The following is a 17,804-nucleotide window of genomic DNA, read 5'->3' as shown; positions in this document are numbered from 1 at the left end:
ACCGGGCGTATCCGTGGTCAAGATACGCACGGGTGCCAGGCAAGTCCGTTGATCGTGCGGCGGGCTCAGGGCAGGGCGGGCTCAGGGCAGCAGGTGGGCGGCGGCGCGGAGCTGGGTGGCGTGCCGGTGCAGGTCGGCGACGATGTCGGCGACCGTGGTGTCGCGCAGGCGGGCCAGCGGGACGGAGACGCTGATCGCGTCGACGGCCGGGGTACGCAGCGGCACGGCGACGGCCAGGCACATGATGCCCTCGGTGTTCTCCTCGCGGTCCTCGGCGTGGCCGGCCTCGCGTACCCGCGCCAGCTCGGCGTGCAGGGCCTCGGGCGTGGTGAGGGTGTGCGGGGTGAGCGCGGCCAGGGGCCAGTCGAGCAGCCGGTCGACCTCGTCGTCGGCCCGCGCGGCCAGCAGCGCCTTGCCCAGCGCGGTGGCGTGGGCGGGCAGCCGCCGGCCGATCGCGCTGAACAGCCGCAGCGGATGCGCCGACTCCCGTTTCGCTATGTAAACGACGTTCGGCCCGTCGAGCCGGCCCAGGTGCACGGTCTCGCCGAAGCGGGCCGACAGGGCGTCCAGGGTGGCGTTGACCAGCCCGACCGAGTCGTCGCTGTCCAGATAGGCCGCGCCGACCTGCAGCGCGCGTACGCCGAGCCCGAAGCGCGTGCCCGTGGCGTCGGCCTCGACCCAGCCGCGCTGGCTCATCGTGCGCAGCAGCCCGTGCAGGCTGCTCTTGGGGATGTCCAGCTCGCGGGACAGCTCGACCAGCCCGCGCGGGCCGCCCGAGGCGAGTGCCTCCAGCAGTTCGAGGGTGCGGTCGGCGGACTTGACCGGCGGGCGGTCGGCCCCCTGCTGGTTCATTGCCAATCCCTTCGTCCGCCACTATGGTCACATACGTGACTGCTGTTCACCAACATGAACGTTCATCTGACATCGTCCGGCTGCTCGCCGGTGACCGGCTGCTGCCGGTGGTCATCCTCCCCGACGCCTCCGCCGCCGAGCCGCTGGCCGCCGCGATCACCGCGGGCGGGCTGCGCTCGATCGAGGTCACCCTGCGCACGCCCGCCGCGCTCGACGCGATCAAGCGGCTCGCCGCCTCGTCCGACCTGCTGGTCGGCGCGGGCACCGTGCTGAACCCCGAGCAGGCCGAGCGGGCCGTCGAAGCCGGCGCCCGCTACGTGGTCTGCCCCGGGTTCAGCGCCGCGGTGGTACGCCGCTGCCAGGACCTCGGCGTGCCGGTGTTCCCCGGCGTGGCCACCCCGACCGAGATCCAGATGGCCCTCGAAGCGGGCCTGGAGGCGGTGAAGTTCTTCCCGGCCGAGCAACTCGGCGGCGCTCCGATGGTCAAGGCGCTGTCCGCGCCGTTCCCCGGGGTGCGCTTCGTGCCCACCGGCGGGGTGACGACCGCCAACCTGGCCGCATACCTGGCCGTGCCGGCGGTGCTCGCGGTCGGCGGGACCTGGATGGTCGCCGCCGACCTGCTGGCCGCCGGGGACTACGCCGAGATCACCCGGCGCACCGCCGCGGCCGTCGCGGCGACCCGGCCCGACGAGACCGACCTGGGAGGAGAGTCCGATGCCCGTTGAGGTCCTGCCCGCCGAGGACTGCCGCTACGACCTGGTGTCGCTCGGCGAGGTGATGCTGCGGCTGGACCCGGGCGAGGGCCGGGTGCGCACCGCGCGCTCGTTCCGCGCCTGGGAGGGCGGCGGGGAGTACAACGTCGCGCGCGGGCTGCGCCGGTGCTTCGGCATGCGTACCGCGCTGGTCAGCGCGTTCGCCGACAACGAGGTGGGCCGGCTGCTGGAGGACCTGATCCTCACCGGCGGCGTGGACGCCTCGCTGGTGAAGTGGCTGCCGTACGACGGTATCGGCCGCACCGTGCGCAACGGGCTCAACTTCACCGAGCGCGGCTTCGGCGTACGCGGCGCGGTCGGCGTCTCCGACCGGGGCCACACCGCGGCCGGGCAGTTGCGCCCGGAGGACGTGGACTGGGAGCACCTGTTCGGCACGCTGGGCGTGCGCTGGTTCCACACCGGCGGCATCTACGCGGCCCTGTCCGACACCACGCCCGACGTGATCGAGGCGGCGATGGCGGCCGCCCGCCGGCACGGCACGATCATCTCGTACGACCTCAACTACCGGCCCAGCCTGTGGAAGGCGATCGGCGGCAAGGCACGCGCCCAGGAGGTCAACCGGCGGCTGGCCCGCTACGTCGACGTCATGATCGGCAATGAGGAGGACTTCACCGCCAGCCTCGGCTTCGAGGTGCCCGGCACCGCCGAGGACCTGTCGGACCTCGCGGCCGAGAACTTCGAGAAGATGATCGGGCAGGTCGTGCAGGAGTACGACAACTTCAAGGTCGTCGCCACGACCCTGCGTACCGTGCGCAGCGCGACGGTCAACGACTGGGGCGCGGTGGCCTGGAGCCGCGACGGCTTCGCGCACGCCACGCACCGCCCCGGGCTGGAGATCCTGGACCGGGTCGGCGGCGGCGACAGCTTCGCCAGCGGCCTGATCTTCGGCCTGCTCACCACCGGCGACCTGGGCCGCGCGGTCGAGTACGGCGCCGCCCACGGTGCGCTGGCGATGACCACTCCCGGCGACACCTCGATGGCGACCCGCGCCGAGGTCGAAGCCCTGATGGCGGGCGCCGGCGCCCGCGTCCAGCGCTGACCGTCGGAAGCCGCTGGTCAAGACCTTGAAATGATAGGAAGGGCACCTTCTACATCGCATAGCGATGTGAAGGTGCCCTTCCTTCGTTCAGGCAGCGGGCAGTGGGTGGTAGAGGTCGCGGGCGTGGTCGGCGACGGCCGCGCCGGTGATGGTGGCCTCCAGCGGCAGCATGTCCAGGCAGAGGCGGATGGCGTCGGTCATCTTGACCAGCGGCACGCGCATGGACAGCGTGCAGTGCGGCACCCAGGCCCCGGGCTGGTAGAACGAGCCGGTCTCGATGCCCGCCGCCGTCAGCCGCCCGTGCACCGCCGCGTGGTGGGCGAGCAGCTCCACGGTCGGCACCGGGCCGAGCCAGAGCACCCGGCCCAGGAACTGCCCGATGTGGTCGAACGTGAGCTTGATCGGCGGTGCGATCGCCAGCCCCCGCAGCGCCGCCTCGACCGCGGGCCCGTCGAGCACGTCCGCGCTGGTGATGGACAGGTGCGGCCGGTGCTTGCGGTGCGTGAGATCGCGCAGGGTCGGCACCCCCTCGGCCTCCAGCGCATTCCAGAGGGTACGCAGGCGCGCAGTCGCGACAGGGTCGAGATAAAGCTCCAGGGCAGCGGCCACGGTCGGGAAGAGTACCCCCATGATCCCCCCCAAACGACCGAGATTCCCTCGATCACGACGATCTTGCGTGGACTGTGGGTACGACACGCCTACAACGGGCGTATCGCCAACAGTTCGCGCAAGATCGTCGTGGGGGTCAGGACGGGTGGGCGGCGAGGAGGGCGGCGACCATGCGGGGGAGGGCTTGGCCGATGGGGTCGCGGATCACCTCGTCGGCTACGGGGTCGTAGGGGGTGGGCTGGGCGTTGACGATGGTGGTCTTTGCGCCTTCGGTCATGGCGATGGCGCAGAGGGAGGCGGCGGGCTGGACCATGAGAGAGGTGCCTACCGCCCAGAAGATGCGGCAGGCCTTGGCGATGGTGCCGGCCTGGGCGAGCGTCTCGCCGTCCAGGTTCTCGCCGAACATGACGGTGCCGGCCTTGAGGATGCCGCCGCAGGACAGGCAGGCCGGGTCCGGGTCGCCGGCCTCGACCCGGTCCAGGGCGTCGCGCATGGTGCCGTGCTCGCCGCAGCCCATGCAGCGCACCGTGAACATGGTGCCGTGCAACTCCAGCACCTTGCGCGGGGTCGAGCCCGCCTTCTGGTGCAGGCCGTCGATGTTCTGGGTGATGATGCGCACCGGGAAGCCCGCCCGCTCCAGCTCGACCAGGGCCAGGTGCGCGGGGTTCGGCTGGGCGGTCCACGCCGCGTTGTCGGCGCGGGCCCGCCACGAGGCGCGGCGCACGGCCGGGTCGGACATGTAGTACTCGTAGGTGAACATCTTCTCGGCGGCCGGATCCCGGGTCCACACACCCTGCGGGCCCCGGAAGTCCGGGATGCCGGAGTCGGTGGAGATTCCGGCGCCGGTGAGCACGGCGATCATCGGCTTGCGCTCGGTCATCGCACCATGATGGCAGCGTGGGCAAATGCTTTCCCCGACGGCGAAGCCCTAGCAGGGGAGCGGGCGGGATCTAGGCGTCCCAAGCAGATTCTCCCGGCGTGGACGGGCATGGCCGCCCGGCCTCCGGCGGCTCACCGCACAGGTAGCACCAGTCGGATTCTCCCGGCTGGAGCGAGCCGAACGCGGGCACGTCCCGCACGTCCGGGACGTCGGCGGCCCGCCGGGCGAACGCCCACAGGTTCCACCGGTCCATGCCCTCGTGGATCCAGCTGAACAGCTCCGCGAAGAAGGCCCGCTCGTCGTCGACCCACCAGAGACGTCCCACACCGCTGGCCTCCCGGCACACCGGCGGAAGCCCGGCCCCGGTGGCCGAGGGCGCGACGCCGTTCGGGACCCTGAACTCGAAGCTCCGGTGCGGCCGATGGCGCAGCTCCGACAGCAACGCGTCGTTCTGGAGCCGCTGCTCGACACCGCGGCACAGCACCCGGTAGGGCACGGTGTCGCCGTAGTCGACGGCGACCCGGCCGTCGACCAGCACATCCAGGCCCCGGGTCAGATCCCCGTCGACGATCCCCTTGACCGCTCAGCCTTCCTGAGTGACGCGGGCCGTCGGCCTGCGCCGCAGCCCGTACGTGATGGGATTGCCGACGATGAGCTTGTAGGCGATGCCCCCGAAACGGTGCTCGAACCGGACCATCGCCTCGACTGCCTCCGCCGGGGCGTCGCCCACCCGGCCGGCGGCGTCCACGGCCCGAGCCTCGGCACGGATCGTCTCCTCGGGCATCGGGTCCAGCCGCTCCGCCCGGGCGAGGAACCGCCGCAGCCGCCGGCCCACCGCCGGGTCGTCGAGGATGTGCACGCCGCACAGGCTAGCCCCGCGACGGGCGGCCATGGGGGCACGGCGGCGCCGGTCAGCGGGGGTCGGCAGTGTTCGAGGCGTGGTCGAACCAGCCCGGTCGCAGGTCCCAGTCCGCCAGCACGGCGACCAGCGCGGTCTCGTCGGCGGCCGCCGTCTCCCGGACGAGCACGGCCCCCACGTCGCGGTCGTCGGTGGACAGCAGTTGCTCGTCGTACTCCCGATGCGTGATCCGGAACGACCGGTACCTGCTTTTCACCGTCCAGCCGCGGCCGATGAAGGACTCGTCCTGCTCCGTCAGGTCGGGGGTGATGTCGACGAACGCGCGGCGACCCGGCGTCGATGTGCTGACCTCGGTGACCAGCCGCCGCCCGGACCGCAGCGCGGCCAGCCGGCCGGGGGCGAAGTCAACGATCCCGCCGCCCGGCCCACCGACGGACGTGCGCCGCCAGATCTCCCGCCATCCGTACGACGCCTCGACCTCGCTGCGGCGGACCGGGAAGGTCGGCGGGCCGCACGGTTCGATGCCGCACCGGCGGCAGAGCCGCTGCTCGAAGCGCGACCCGCAGAGCGGGCACGTCTGCGACCAGTCCTCGCCGGAGCGGTAGGCGGCGATGAGGCGCGCGACGACCACGGGCAGCCGGTCTGTCGGGTGCCGTTCGGGATCCGGGCAGTGGGCGAGCCGGACCTGGCTCCAGGTGTGCCAGGTGTCGGCCTTGCGCACCGTTCGCCGCCCGGCTGCCTTCTCCGCGAGGCGCCGGGCCGAGTACGCCGACTGCTCGGCCGTCCAGAGCGCACGCGCCTCGGACAGTTCGTCCACCGCGCGGACCAGCGAGTTCGGGTCGTCCGGGAGCCGCCGCGGCATGTCAGCGCTGACCAGCAGGTGGTGCCAGGTCGCGCGGAAGCCGTACGGCGCGAACCTGAGGACGCATTCGCGCAGCATGTGCATCCGCCGCAGCAGGTCGAGATCCGCCGTCCGTACCCGGCGCGCCGCGGCAGGGAAGCTGGTCACGGCTCGACAGTAGCGACCGTGCGGACCGGGCGCCGCCGGGTTTCGCGCGGGCTACCGGGGGCGGCGGTGGTAGCCGGGACCGCCGGGTTTGTCCATCTCCCCGCGGTACACGCCGTGCAGGATCTCCGCCTCGTATCCGGTGTACTCGGGCATCCCCATCTCCCGGGCCACCGCGAGCTCGGCCTGCACGTCGTAGGGCACGCGCACGAACTGGATCGAGAACGGCGCCTCGGCGTCGGATCCGAAGACGCCCTCCAGGATCACGTACACGGGGGTGGGGTCGTCCATCGCGTTGCCGACGCTGCCCGTGTTGAACAGCGTGCGCCGGGCGCGGTCGACCTCGTAGTACGGGTCGTGGGTGTCGCCGTATCCGACGACCGTGGGCTCGGGTCCGTCGCCGGTCGCCGGGGTGTTGGCGAACATCGACAGGAACTCCGCCTCGTCGTGGTCGAACCGTACGCGGTGGTGCACCGAGTCCGACGACGCGTGATACAGCCGCACCCGCCGCCCGCTCATCAGGAAGTCGTGGCTGAACGGCAGCGCCCGCAGCCAGTCGCCCTGCCCCGGGGCGAGCTGCGCCAGCCACCACGCCAGGGCCGGGCTGTCGTAGGTCCGATCAGGATCGGGTAGGGCATCGTCCCAGTTGCCGAGGATGTTGACCTCGCACCGCGTACGGCAGATCTCGATGACCTCGCGCCCGCGCGGCCCCTTGCCGACGTAGTCGCCGAGGTTGAAGATCCGCGTGATGCCGCGGGCGTCGATGTCGTCGAGCACGGCCGCCAGGGCGGTGAGGTTGCCGTGCACGTCGGAGATCAGGGCGATGCGGTCGAGGGGTGGGCGCATCCCATGATCCTAAATGCGGGACGGCCACGCTGCCGTCCCGTGCGGTGACCGGTCAGCGGGCGGCCAGCGGTTTGACCCAGCGGGACCACTGCGGCTGCGGCCGGTATCCGGCGGCGGTCCAGGCCGGGGCGGCGAGCTCGTTGTCGTCGAGCACCATCGCGTCGGCCCGCCGCCCGCCCAGGGCGGCGAAACGCTGCTCGGCGGCGTCGAGCAAGGCCCGCCCGATGCCCTGGCGGCGGCGGCCCGGGTGCACCGCGTACCGGTAGAGGTGGCAGCGCCACCCGTCCCAGCCGGCGATCAGCGAGCCGACGATCTCGTCGCCGTCTACGGCCAGCAGCAGCGCCTCGGGGTCGCGGGCCAGCAGCGCGGCCACCACCTGGGCGGCGTCGTCACGGTCGGTGTTCTCGGCGGCGGTCTTCCAGAAGGCGAGCAGCGGCTCGATGTCGGCGGCGTCGGCGGTGCGCAGGGCGAAAGGCATGCCGGGATTCTCCCTGCCGCAGTGGCGCGGGGTGCGCTCGCCTAAGCCGACCAGGGGAGGAACATCACGCCGGTACGGCCCGGCAATACCATGGGGGCGCTGCGAGCGTCGAGGGCTGCGCAGCGGCATCGCGGGGGGCGGATGGAGCGCAGGCGGACAGCATTGCGGGTACGGGTGCACGCGCTGCCCGGGGGGACCGGGCTGCGCCGGGTCGTGGTGCCGGACCCGGCGCTGCGCGACACTTACCAGACCCTGCTGCTGTGGCAGCACACGGGTGCGCTGACGGCGTCCCGCGCGGACCTGTGGCGGCTCGGCGCGCTGTTCCGGTTCGCCGCGGTGAGCCCGCACTCGGCGGTGTACGTGCCGCTGCGGCGCAACCCGCGCGACAAGCACGCCGAGTACTGGTCGAACGAGCAGGGCCTCGGCGACCTGGTGATCATGCGCAGGGACGTGGCCCTGCGGCCCGCGCACTGGACGGCGGTGCGCGCTCGGCTCGGGCGCGGCCCGCGTCCCGGCCGGGCCGCACTGGTGAGCGTGCCGTCGCCGCGGCCGCCCTGTCCGGAGCCGGGCTGGGACTGGCGCGAACACGCGCTCGCCGTGGCCGAGCATGGCAACACGCTGTTCTGGTCGGGCACGGCGCGCGCCCTGTACGCCGCCGGCGACGACCTGGCCTGGTGCTCCGGCCAGGTGTCACGGCACGTCGACATCCGCCGGTACGGCGGCCCGGCGCTGCTCAGCCAGTGGACCGGCCCCGGCTGGCCGTTCGGATCCATCGACCGCCGGGACGAGACCTGGGAGTGCATGATCCTGGCGGTGGACCCTCGGCGTCAGCGCTGACCGTTGACCGCTGTCGGGGACGCCGGTCGCCCCGGTGGTCCGCGTGGCACCCGCCCGCACCGCTGCGGTACCCGCGAGCAGCGCCAGCGCCGCGAACAGCATCACCCGCACGGCCTGGTCGCCCACGAGCCGCACCGGGTGCATCGGCAGCGAGACCAGGCCGAGCGCGAACACGACGGTCACCGCGGCCCAGAACAGGGCCGGCCGTGGCGCGTCCGTCGCCGGTCCCGGCCCGTACCAGCGCCGCAGCAGGCGGGTCCGGCCGATGTGGACGAGCAGCGCCGTGGCGACCGCGAACCCCGCCAGGTTGGAGCCGATGGACAGCAGCTCCCACCACGGCATGCCCGGCCACGCCGGGCGGTGCAGCGACGGGAGGAGGACCCGGCCGCCGTCGACGGTCGGATGGGTCAGCGCGTCCCAGCCGATGTGGCAGGCCGCACCGATGAGCGCCGAGGTCGCGGTGACCGACCAGTGGTGCCGTGCCAGGCCCAGCAACCCGTAGTCGCGCAGCGCCAGAGGTCCGCCCGTGGGCAGGTGTGCGGCGATCGTCGGCGCGGCCCACCGGACCAGGCGGGTGCCGACGACGGCCAATGGCAGCGCCCACCACAGGGGCGCGTGCCACGCGTGGCTGTGGATTGTCACACCGTAGCCGTCGGCGGCGAAGGCGAGGTCGGGCGCGACGGTGCCGATCACCAGCGCGACGCCGTCGAACCAGCGGGGACGCCACAGCTTGAGCGGGACGACGGCGACGGGATGGGTCGGCAGCGTCAACGGCATGATCCGATCCTAGAGATCGGCCGTCGTCCCGCATCACCGTCAGCCCTGACGGGTGTACGCCCTGAGGAACGCCAGCTCGTCCGCGTACAGGTCCAGGGTCCGGGACACCGACCGGCTGCCGTGCCCGACGTCGCCCTCGCGGCGCAGCAGCACCGGCCGTCCGCTGGTGGTGGCGTGCTGCAGCGCGGCCGCGAGCTTGCGGGCGTGCAGCGGGTCCACCCGGCTGTCGCCGTCGAACACGGTGAACAGCACCGCCGGGTAGTCCGTGCCCTCGTGCACGTGGTGGTACGGCGAGTAGGACAGCAGCCAGCCGAGCTGCTCCGGGTCTGCGGCGGTGCCGTACTCCCCGGCCCAGGTCGAGCCGAGCCCGAACAGCTCGTAGCGGACCATGTCCAGCAGCGGAGCGGAGCAGACCACGGCGGCGTACGCCCGTGGCCGCTGGGTCAGCGCCGCCCCGACGAGCAGGCCGCCGTTGGAGCCGCCCATGACCGCCAGCTGCCCCGGCGTGGTCGTGCCCGAGGCCACCAGCCAGTCCGCGGCAGAGTGGAAGTCGTCGAAGACGTTCTGCTTGTGGGCGAGCATGCCGTCGCGGTGCCACTGCTCGCCCTCCTCGCCGCCGCCGCGCAGGTTCGCCACCGCCCACACCCCGCCGGCCTCCGCCCAGGCGATGGCCATCGGCGAGTACCACGGGGTCAGCGAGATGTTGAAGCCGCCGTACCCGTACAGCAGCGTGGGCCGCGGTCCGGTGGCGGGCGCGCCGGGCGCGACCACGAACATGCGCACGTCGGTGCCGTCGGTCGAGGTGTAGGTGACCTGCTCGGTGACCACGTCGCCGACCGCGGCCGCGCCGGGCGGGCGGGCCCACAGGCCGACCGTGTTGTCCCGGGCGTCGAAGCGGTGCACGGTGCCGGGCGTGGTGTGGTCGCCGTAGCTGAACCAGGCCTCGTGGCCGCCGTCCCGCCGGGCGGTGAGCGGGCCGAGGCTGCCCACGCCGGGCAGCGCCACCTTGGCGACCTCCTCGCCGCTGTGCAGCTCGTGCACGGTCAGCTCGCTGAGCGCGTGCCGGGTCGTGGCCACCAGCAGCACCGGCGTGTCCAGCGCGGGGCCGTCGAGGATCTCGTAGTCCTCCAGCACCGCCCCGGGGTCCTCGGCGATCAGCTCGCGCCAGTTCGGGTACGCGAGGTCGGCCGGGTCGGCCACGCACAGCCGCCACCGTGGCGCGTCGCGGTTGGTCTGCAGGTAGACCAGGCCGTCGTGGAAGTGCGGGTAGGTCATCGCGTCGACGCCCTGCTGCACGGCGCGCAGCGCGGGCGCGTCCGGCGGGCTCGCCGACAGGTCGGCCAGCCACAGGTCGTTGCGCGGATCGGTGCCCTGGTTCTCGCTGATGGTGAGCCAGCGGCCGTCCCGGGACACCCGCGGCATGAAGTAGCGGCCGCGGGGCGAACCGTCGCCGAGGATCAGCGGATCGGTGTCCGGGTCGGTGCCGAGCCGGTGCAGGTACACCCGGCGGTGCAGCTTCGGGTCGTCGCCCTCGACCGCGCCCGGCGCGAGGAAGCGCGAGTAGTAGAACGCCTCGCCACCGGGCAGCCAGGCGATCGAGGTGTGCCGCATCCGGTCGATCGGCCCGTCCACGACCGCGCCGGTGGCCACGTCGAGCACCCGCGGCAGCGGTTCCTCGGTGCCGCCCACCGACATCGCGTACGCCAGCAGCGTGCCCTCCGGCGACGGGTAGTACCAGTCCAGGGTCGTCGCGCCGGTCGGGTCGGCGGCGTTCGGGTCGAGCAGCACCCGCTCCGCGCCGTCCGGCTCGATGACCAGCAGCACCGCGTGGTCCTGCTCGGGGGCACGCCGCTGGAAGAAGCCGCGCTCGCCGTACCAGACGGGGGCCGTGACCGCGCCGACGGCGAGCAGCTGCGCCAGCCGGTCGCGCAGCGCGGCCCGCTCGGGCCAGCCGGCCCGGTGCTCGGCCAGCAGCTCGTCCTGCGCCTGTGACCAGGCCGTGGTGTCCGGATCGGCGGGGTCCTCCAGCCAGCGGTAGGGGTCGGCGATCCGGTGGCCGTGGATCTGCTCGACGAGGTTCATCCGGGCGGCGGGCGGGTAGGCGAAGGGGGCGCGGTCCGTGGACATGCCGTAAAGGATGCACTACACGCGGTGTGCCGGCACGTTCCGGCAGTGGTGTATGCCGCTGGCCGATAGTCCCGGCAAGCCGGGCATCGGGGACACCGGCCGGGCCGGCGGGCGAAAGCCTGCCGTATGGGGACCAACGAGCCTAGGGTGACGGCTATGCGAGGTTTGATCGTCGAGGCGGGACGCCCGGACTCGGCTCGGTACGTCGACGACCTGCCCGAACCGGACGAGTCCGAGGGGCAGGTGCTGGTCCAGGCGCTCGCCGTGGGCGTGTGCGGCACCGACCGTGAGATCGTCGCGGCGGAGTACGGCACCGCGCCCGGCCCGGACAACCGCCTGGTGATCGGGCACGAATCGCTGGGCCGGGTCATCTCCGACGACTCCGGCCGCTGGCAGCCCGGGGACCTGGTGGCCGGCATCGTGCGCCGGCCCGACCCGGTGCCCTGCGTCAACTGCCTGGTCGGCGAGTGGGACATGTGCCGCAATGGCCAGTACGTCGAATGCGGCATCAAGGAGCGGCACGGCTTCGCCCGGGAGCGCTGGCGCGTCGAGCCCGACTTCGCCGTCGGCCTGGACGCCTCCCTGCAGGAGGTGGGCATGCTGCTGGAGCCGACCAGCGTGGTCGCCAAGGCCTGGGAGCACATCGAGCGCATCGGCCTGCGTGCCCGGTACGAGCCGCGAACGGTGCTGGTCACCGGGGCCGGCCCGATCGGCCTGCTGGCGGCGCTGCTGGGCCGCCAGCGCGACCTGGAGGTGCACGTCCTCGACCGCTCCACCGACGGCCCCAAACCCGACCTGGTGGCCGGCCTCGGCGCGACCTACCACACCGGCCAGGTCTGCGACCTGGACTTCGAACCGGACCTGGTCCTGGAGTGCACCGGCGCGCCGCCCGTCATCGCGCAGGTCATCGACCAGGTCGGCCCGAACGGCACGGTCTGCCTCACCGGCGTCTCCAGCGGCGGCCGCAAGCTCTCCCTGGACCTGGGCGGCCTCAACCGCGACATGGTTCTGGAGAACAACGTCGTCTTCGGTTCCGTCAACGCCAACCTGCGCCACTGGCAGGAGGCCGCCCACGCTCTCGGCTCCGCCGACCCGGTCTGGCTGTCCGCCCTGATCACCCGCCGTGTCCCCGCCGCCGACTACGCCACCGCCCTGGAAAACCAACCCGACGACATCAAAGTCGTCCTCGACTTCGCCCCCTGACCACCAAGGGAAAGGAAGGGCACCTTGCCATCGCCATACGTAGAGGAAGGTGCCCTTCTTAACGCCAGAGCACGGCTGAGCAGGGTGCGAACGTGGCGGATCTGCAGCGGGTCAGGCGCTGCGCGCGGCGGTGGTGGCGAGGATGACCTCGGCGAGCAGGGCCGGGTCGTCGCTCATCGGCACGTGGCCGCAGCCGGGTAGGGTCACATGCCGGGCCTGCGGCAGCCGCTCGCGGGCGGTCCCGGCCTGGCGCGGCAGCAGGATCCGGTCGCGGTCGCCCCAGGCCACGGTGACCGGCACGGACGGCACGCCCCGGAACTCGTAGCCGCGCGCGGCGGCTCGCGCGACCGGCCGGAATCCGGCGGCGCCGCGCAGCGCGAGGGCGTCGGATACCGCGCGTTCGGCGTCGAGCCGGCCGGGATGGCGCATCAGCATGGCGAACGCGAGCGCCCGGGTGCGGGAGGGCCGCATGTTGGCCCGTACCACCGGCTGCGGCAGCAGCGTGCCCCAGCGCATCGCGGTCAGCACGATGAGGGCGTACCGCATGTGCCGGCGCGTCCAGAAACCCGCCGGGGAGATCGCCGTCGCCGAGGCGACCACGCCGGCCGCGGCCAGTTCGAGGGCGATCGCGCCGCCGAGGCTGTTGCCGGCCACGTGCGGGCGGTGCAGTCCCTGCTCGTCGAGCCACTGCGCGACGGCGGCGACGGTCTGCGGCATGCCGTCCGGCATCCCGCCGGGCGGCACCGGCGAGCGCCCGAAGCCCGGCAGGTCGATCGCGATCACGTCGTGGTGTTCGGCCAGCCGGTCGAGCACCGGCTCCCAGGCCCGCCAGTGGTGGCCGATGCCGTGGATCAGCACGAGGGGCTCGCCCGCGCCGCGCCTTTCGTACGCCACCTCGATGGTCATGCCCGCTCCTGCCCTGCCCCGCCGCACGGACGCCCGCACCCGGTCATCGCGCGTCCCCTCCTGCGGTCTCCGCGCTGTGCGCGCCGAAGGACCGGCCCAGCGCAGCTACCTCCTGCTCCAGCTGCGGCACCAGCGACCGCGACCGACGCCGCACCAGCCGGTCGCTGAACCCGCTGTTCACGACCGTGCGCAGCAGCTGCACCCCGGCGATGGCCCGCGGCACGTAGACGCGCCTGCGCCGGTGCTCGACGCCGCGCACGAACGCGTGCGCGCACTGCTCGACGGAGCTGGTCGACCCGACCGGCCAGGGCAGGCTGCCGAATGCGGCCCGGAACGACGGCAGGTCGTCCTTGGCGTCGCGGACCAGGTCGGTGTCGACCCAGCCCGGGTGGGCCGTGCCGACGGCGACGCCGTGATGGGCCAGCTCCAGCCGGAGCGCGTTGCCGAAGTGCTCGACCCCGGCCTTCGCGGCGCAGTACGCCGACATGCCCGGCAGCGCGGTGAACGCCGCCGTCGAGGAGACCAGCAGGTAGTAGCCGCAGGCGGCGATGACCGGCGCGGCGGTCGCGGCGGCCGTGCGCATCACCCCGATCAGGTTCACCTCGACGGTGCGGGCCAGCGCCTCGACGTCGCCGGTCGCGACGGTGCCCAGACCCGCGACGCCCGCGTTGGCGATCACGCAGTCGATCCGCCCGAACTGGCGCAGTGTCCCGGCGACGGCCGCTTCGAGCGCAGCCGAGTCGGTGACGTCGGCTTCGAAGCAGGCCGCTCCGTCGAGTTCGCCGGCCAGCCCGCGCAGCCGGTCCGGTTCGAGCCCGACCAGGGACAGCCGGGCCCCGCGGGCGGCGGCCAGCCGGGCGGTGTGCTCGCCGATGCCCCGGGCCGCGCCGGTGATCAGTACGACCTGGTCGCGCAGCAGTCGTTTCATGCGCCCTCCTCGCTCCGCTCGCGAAGCTCGCTCATCGCGCCTCCTCGGCGACGGGGGTGCGGGCCGGCACGGCCCGGTACGCGGCGGCGTCGAAGCGGCGCGTGCGCAGCCAGTACGACCAGGTGTAGCCGGGCCACAGGGTGGAGTTGCGGCCGCTGGCGTCGAGATACCAGCTGCGGCAGCCGCCGCTGGTCCACACCGTGCCGTCCATCGCGCGGTCCAGCGCGGCGTTGTAGGCCCGCTGCGCGTCCGGCCGGGGTTCGATCGCGGTGACGCCCGCGGTGTCGAGGTGGCGCAGCGCGCCCAGCAGGTACGTGAGCTGGCACTCGATCATGAAGACGACGGAGTTGTGGCCGAGCCCGGTGTTCGGGCCGAGCAGCAGGAACAGGTTCGGGAAGCCGGTGACCGCGACGCCGCGGAAGGCGTGCATGCCGCCCGCCCAGTGCTCGGCCAGCGTGCGCCCGTCCGCGCCCCGGATCGTCCGCGCCATCGGCAGGTCGGTGACGTGGAACCCGGTGCCGAACACGAGCGTGTCGGCGGGATGCTCACGCCCGTCGGCGGTGACGACGCCGCCCGCGGTGACCCGGGTGATCGGCTCGGTCACCAGGTCCACATTGGCGCGGTCCAGCGCCGGATAGAAGTCGTTCGACAGCAGGACCCGCTTGCAACCCATGGTGTACGAGGGCGTCAGCCGCTCGCGCAGCACCGGGTCGGCGACCGACCGGCGCAGGTGGCGGCGTGCCATGGCCTGGCCGAAGCGCATCAGCGCCGGGCGCAGGAACGCGGTGGCCTGCAACTCGCGGCCCCAGTACACCCCGGCCCGCAGCAGCCAGTGGGTGAACGGCGCGGAGCGGAACAGCCGGCGCTCGGCGGCGCTGATGCGCCGGTCGCGGCGCGGCAGCACCCAGGCGGGGGTGCGCTGGAACAGCGTCAGCGCGCCGACCCGGGGCGCGATCTGCGGCACGAACTGGATCGCCGAGGCTCCGGTGCCGATGACGGCGACCCGCCGGCCGGTCAGGTCGAGGTCGTGCCGCCAGCGCGCCGAGTGGAACGTCTCGCCGCGGAAGTCCGGCAGGCCCGGCAGGTCCGGGATGGACGGTTCGGTGAGCGGCCCGCCCGCCGCGACGAGGATCTGCGCGGTGTACGCCCCGTGCGAGGTGTCGATCCGCCACAGCCGCGCCTCGGGGTCCCAGGCGGCGGCGCGCACCTCGTGCCCGAGCCGCAGGTGCGGGCGTACGCCGTCGGCGCAGCGGCGCAGGTAGGCCCAGATCTCCGGCTGCGGGGAGAAGCTGCGGCTCCAGCCCGGGTTGCGGGCGAAGGAGAAGGAGTACATATGCGAGGGCACGTCGCAGGCGCAGCCGGGATAGGAGTTGTCCCGCCAGGTCCCGCCGACCTCGTCGCCCCGGTCGAAGACCAGGAAGTCGCGGTGGCCCGCGCCGCGCAGCCGGATCGCGGCGCCGATCCCGCCGAACCCGGCCCCGATGATCGCGATGCGGGTATGGCGATCCGCGCTGCTCACGGGTGACCTCCTCAGTGGTACCGATGGGTACCAGCCCTTGCCCGAGAAATTACCACCGGGTAACAGGGCGGGGAAGGCCCGAATCCGTCACGAGCCACCGGTACAGTCTGCACCCATTCGACCCTGACGCTTCCGACCAGCGGAGGAGCCGTGGCCGCCCCCACCCGCACACCCGAGTCGGTCCGCCGTGACCTGACCACGGCGCTGGCCGCCTGCGTCGCCGAGAAGGGCTACGCCTCGACCACCATCGCCGACATCGTGGCGCTGGCCAAGGTCTCCAAGCGCACCTTCTACGAGCACTTCGCCGCCAAGGAGGAGTGCCTGATGGCGCTCTACGAGCACGTCTGCGACCGGCTGATGCTGATCATCCGCGCGGCGGCCTCCGGCGACCAGTCCTGGCCGGAGCGGATCAGCGACGGCGCGGCGGCGTATCTCGGCGCTCTGGAGACGATGCCCGCGTTCACCCGGACCATGCTGATCGAGGTGCAGGCGGCCGGGCACCGCGCGTTCACGCTGCGCCAGCTGACCCTGCAGCGCTTCGCGGGCACCCTGGTGGACCTCGTCGAGGTGGGCCGGCTCAGCGACCCGGACCTGCGGCCGCTGTCGCAGGGGCAGGCGCTGGCCATCGTCGGCGGCATCAACGAACTGCTGCTGCACGCGATCGACCCGTACACCGGGTCGGCCGGCGCGGACGTCGAGGGCCGGTTCGCGGCGCTGCACACCGATGTCGTACGCCTGATCTCCGCCGTGCTGAACTACCGCGATTGAAACTTTCACCGCTGGTCAACGCATAGACACATGGTGTTGTGTCGTGCTTGTTTCGTGTGCGACGATGGCCGCACTCGCGTAGGGAGCACACGCGATTTCATCGCCGAGGGCACCCGGTGTCACACCGGGACGGCGTTGTCACGGACCGCGTTCCGGTCGTCTGCGTTCACCTCCAGTTTCCGCCCGCCGGGCCGGGCAATCCGCACCACCTTCGTGGCGCCTCGGCGCGGCCCGTTTCCCGGCCGTCTCCTGGGCGTCCACACCGGACCCCTGCCCGGGGATCCGGACACGGCCCAAGGAGAAGCAATGAGATTCCCGATCAGGCTGTCCGGAAGGCGCAAGGTAGTCGCGCTGACCGGTGCGAGCGCCCTCGTGGTCGCCGGCCTCGTCACGCTCCCCGCGGCGATCGCGCACGCCGCGCCCGGTTGTGACATCACGTACACCACCAACGACTGGACCGAGGCGCCCGGCAGCGGCGGCTTCACCGCGTCCATCACCGTCAAGAACACCGGTGACCCGATCACCAGCTGGTCGCTGAAGTTCGCGTTCCCGGCCGGGCAGACGTACACCCAGGGCTGGTCGGCGAACTGGACCGCCTCCGGCGCGAACGTGACCGGCACCAACCTGTCGCACAACGGCACGCTGGGCACCGGCGCGTCGACCAGCATCGGCTTCAACGGCCGGTGGACCGGCAGCAACCCGAAGCCGACCGCGTTCACCCTGAACAACGTCGCGTGCACCACCGGCGGGGTGACCCCGTCGCCGAGCACCAGCCCGAGCACCCAGCCGAGCCCGAGCACCAGCCCGAGCCCGCAGGCCCGCTCGATCATCATCACCCCGTCGTCGGTGAGCGTCGCCGAGGGCGGCAGCTCGACGGTGAACGTGAAGCTGAGCGCCGCGCCGACCGCGAACGTGACGGTGGCCCTGGCCCGCAGCGGCGACACCAGCATCACCGCCCCGTCGTCGGTCACGCTGACCCCGTCGAACGCGGTCGCCGGGGTGAGCGTCGCCATCGCGGCGGCCGAGGACAGCGACCAGACCCACGGCACCGCGACCGTGGCGGCGTCCGCCTCGGGTTACACCGGCGCCTCGCTGGCCGTGACCGAGATCGACAACGACGTCACGCAGAGCGGCAAGGCCGACAACCCGTACGCGGGCGCTCGCGGCTACGTCAACCCGGAGTGGAGCGCGAAGGCGGCGTCGGTGTCCGGCGGCAACCGGGTGTCGAACATCTCGACCGCCGTCTGGCTGGACCGGATCGCGGCGATCGCGGGCACGTCGGGCAGCAGCTCGAACGGGTCGATGGGCCTGGCCAACCACCTCGACGAGGCGCTGCGCCAGTACAACGCGGGCAGCGGCCCGCTGACGGTCCAGTTCGTGATCTACAACCTGCCCGG

At 72.9% G+C, this 17,804-nt stretch carries 18 protein-coding genes; 5 read left to right on the top strand and 13 right to left on the bottom strand.

Annotated elements, in window-relative coordinates; genetic code table 11:
• Positions 1-81: 81 nt before the first annotated feature.
• Complete coding sequence (locus Cco03nite_RS39990) at positions 82-852, bottom strand: IclR family transcriptional regulator (RefSeq protein WP_203699261.1); 771 nt, start codon at positions 850-852, stop codon at positions 82-84.
• Positions 853-887: 35 nt separating this feature from the next.
• Here Cco03nite_RS39990 and Cco03nite_RS39985 point away from each other — a divergent pair, with 35 nt between their 5' ends.
• Positions 888-1,577: a bifunctional 4-hydroxy-2-oxoglutarate aldolase/2-dehydro-3-deoxy-phosphogluconate aldolase gene (locus tag Cco03nite_RS39985; protein ID WP_239168045.1), complete on the top strand. Its 690-nt coding sequence runs from the start codon at positions 888-890 to the stop codon at positions 1,575-1,577.
• Positions 1,567-2,664, top strand: a complete 1,098-nt coding sequence (locus tag Cco03nite_RS39980; protein WP_203699259.1) for a sugar kinase — start codon at positions 1,567-1,569, stop codon at positions 2,662-2,664. The genes Cco03nite_RS39985 and Cco03nite_RS39980 overlap by 11 nt, the downstream gene beginning before the upstream one ends.
• Before the next feature lie 87 nt (positions 2,665-2,751).
• Here Cco03nite_RS39980 and Cco03nite_RS39975 read toward each other — a convergent pair whose 3' ends face one another.
• From Cco03nite_RS39975 to Cco03nite_RS39935, 9 genes are all read right to left on the bottom strand, one after another.
• Entirely contained in the window at positions 2,752-3,294 is a 543-nt protein-coding gene (locus Cco03nite_RS39975; protein WP_308440681.1) for a 2'-5' RNA ligase family protein, read from the bottom strand.
• Between the two features lie 115 nt (positions 3,295-3,409).
• On the bottom strand, positions 3,410-4,153 hold the full coding sequence (locus tag Cco03nite_RS39970; protein WP_239168044.1) for an SIR2 family NAD-dependent protein deacylase: 744 nt from the start codon (positions 4,151-4,153) through the stop codon (positions 3,410-3,412).
• Between the two features lie 70 nt (positions 4,154-4,223).
• A complete protein-coding gene (locus Cco03nite_RS39965) occupies positions 4,224-4,691 on the bottom strand; it encodes a hypothetical protein (protein WP_203699258.1) in 468 nt (155 codons plus the stop codon).
• Positions 4,692-4,736: 45 nt separating this feature from the next.
• Positions 4,737-5,012, bottom strand: a complete 276-nt coding sequence (locus Cco03nite_RS39960) for a hypothetical protein (protein WP_203699257.1) — start codon at positions 5,010-5,012, stop codon at positions 4,737-4,739.
• A gap of 52 nt (positions 5,013-5,064) precedes the next feature.
• Positions 5,065-6,021 (bottom strand): hypothetical protein, encoded by a 957-nt coding sequence (locus tag Cco03nite_RS39955; protein ID WP_203699256.1) that lies wholly within the window; start codon positions 6,019-6,021, stop codon positions 5,065-5,067.
• Positions 6,022-6,072: 51 nt separating this feature from the next.
• Positions 6,073-6,864: a metallophosphoesterase family protein gene (locus tag Cco03nite_RS39950; protein WP_203699255.1), complete on the bottom strand. Its 792-nt coding sequence runs from the start codon at positions 6,862-6,864 to the stop codon at positions 6,073-6,075.
• A 52-nt stretch (positions 6,865-6,916) separates the two neighbouring features.
• The gene (locus Cco03nite_RS39945) at positions 6,917-7,342 is read right to left on the bottom strand and encodes a GNAT family N-acetyltransferase (protein ID WP_203699254.1); all 426 of its coding nucleotides are present in this window, start codon (positions 7,340-7,342) and stop codon (positions 6,917-6,919) included.
• Positions 7,343-8,032: 690 nt separating this feature from the next.
• Complete coding sequence (locus Cco03nite_RS39940) at positions 8,033-8,956, bottom strand: DUF4184 family protein (protein WP_203699253.1); 924 nt, start codon at positions 8,954-8,956, stop codon at positions 8,033-8,035.
• A 39-nt stretch (positions 8,957-8,995) separates the two neighbouring features.
• On the bottom strand, positions 8,996-11,083 hold the full coding sequence (locus Cco03nite_RS39935; RefSeq protein WP_203699252.1) for a prolyl oligopeptidase family serine peptidase: 2,088 nt from the start codon (positions 11,081-11,083) through the stop codon (positions 8,996-8,998).
• 156 nt (positions 11,084-11,239) lie between these two features.
• Here Cco03nite_RS39935 and Cco03nite_RS39930 point away from each other — a divergent pair, with 156 nt between their 5' ends.
• Positions 11,240-12,286 (top strand): glucose 1-dehydrogenase, encoded by a 1,047-nt coding sequence (locus Cco03nite_RS39930; RefSeq protein WP_203699251.1) that lies wholly within the window; start codon positions 11,240-11,242, stop codon positions 12,284-12,286.
• A gap of 111 nt (positions 12,287-12,397) precedes the next feature.
• Here the strand turns inward: Cco03nite_RS39930 and Cco03nite_RS39925 are convergent, their stop codons facing one another.
• From Cco03nite_RS39925 to Cco03nite_RS39915, 3 genes are read right to left on the bottom strand one after another with little or no spacing between them, the layout of a single operon-like run.
• Positions 12,398-13,192, bottom strand: coding sequence for an alpha/beta fold hydrolase (locus tag Cco03nite_RS39925; RefSeq protein ID WP_203699250.1), 795 nt, complete (start codon positions 13,190-13,192; stop codon positions 12,398-12,400).
• Between the two features lie 43 nt (positions 13,193-13,235).
• On the bottom strand, positions 13,236-14,120 hold the full coding sequence (locus Cco03nite_RS39920; protein WP_203699249.1) for an SDR family oxidoreductase: 885 nt from the start codon (positions 14,118-14,120) through the stop codon (positions 13,236-13,238).
• Positions 14,121-14,151: 31 nt separating this feature from the next.
• Positions 14,152-15,639, bottom strand: a complete 1,488-nt coding sequence (locus tag Cco03nite_RS39915; RefSeq protein ID WP_203699248.1) for a flavin-containing monooxygenase — start codon at positions 15,637-15,639, stop codon at positions 14,152-14,154.
• Positions 15,640-15,789: 150 nt separating this feature from the next.
• On the opposite strand from Cco03nite_RS39915, the gene Cco03nite_RS39910 reads away from it, so the two are divergent.
• On the top strand, positions 15,790-16,407 hold the full coding sequence (locus tag Cco03nite_RS39910; RefSeq protein ID WP_203699247.1) for a TetR/AcrR family transcriptional regulator: 618 nt from the start codon (positions 15,790-15,792) through the stop codon (positions 16,405-16,407).
• 306 nt (positions 16,408-16,713) lie between these two features.
• Positions 16,714-17,804 (top strand): cellulose binding domain-containing protein (locus Cco03nite_RS39905; protein ID WP_203699246.1); only part of this gene is annotated, 1,091 nt, incomplete at its 3' end.

Source organism: Catellatospora coxensis, assembly GCF_016862635.1.
Taxonomy (GTDB): Bacteria; Actinomycetota; Actinomycetes; order Mycobacteriales; family Micromonosporaceae; genus Catellatospora; species Catellatospora coxensis.
The sequence above is the reverse complement of the archived record's forward strand: the minus strand, read 5'-3'. Positions and strand labels throughout refer to the sequence as shown.